At 52.7% G+C, this 539-nt stretch carries 1 pseudogene; it reads right to left on the reverse strand.

The features are described from left to right. Positions 1–539 (reverse strand): annotated as a pseudogene (locus MOV76_RS39435) (hypothetical protein); the annotation flags it as partial.

Raw genomic sequence — 539 nt, forward strand, 5'->3', positions numbered from 1 at the left:
AAAGAGATAGTGTGTTTTCCCATGTCTTCGGTGAAGTCTTGGTAATCTTTTTTCAACGACCATTGCTGCTGATCACTGCCGTTGAGCCGGCTCGCTATGCTCTCCCTACCCCTGGTTTGCAGCCAATCACTAAACTTTCGTTGATTGCTGGCCACATTCCGGGCAACTTGCCTCTTGGAAGTCGAGGCCGATCCGAGCTTGCTCAGCTCTTCGTTGGCCAAGGCATCAATAATGAGGGCGTCGTCGGGATAAGGATGATGCTGTTTCAACTGCGACTCGGCGCCTAGATACTGCCGCAGCCGATCGAGACCCACGCCGCCCGTTTTTCCTTCATCGCTGGTAAAGGCCCTAAAATCGTCCTTTAACGACTGTTGCTGCTGATCAGTACCCGTGAGTCGGCTGACTATGCTCTCCCTGCCCGTCCTTTGGAGCCAAGCGCTAAACTTTCGTTGGTTACTGGTATTTTTCTGAGAATTCGGGACTGATCCGAGCTTGCTCCGCTCTTCGTTGGCCAAGGCATCAATAATGAGGGCGTCGTC

It is taken from the genome of Rhizobium sp. PRIMUS64 (genome assembly GCF_023006465.1).
Classification (GTDB): domain Bacteria; phylum Pseudomonadota; class Alphaproteobacteria; order Rhizobiales; family Rhizobiaceae; genus Rhizobium; species Rhizobium leguminosarum.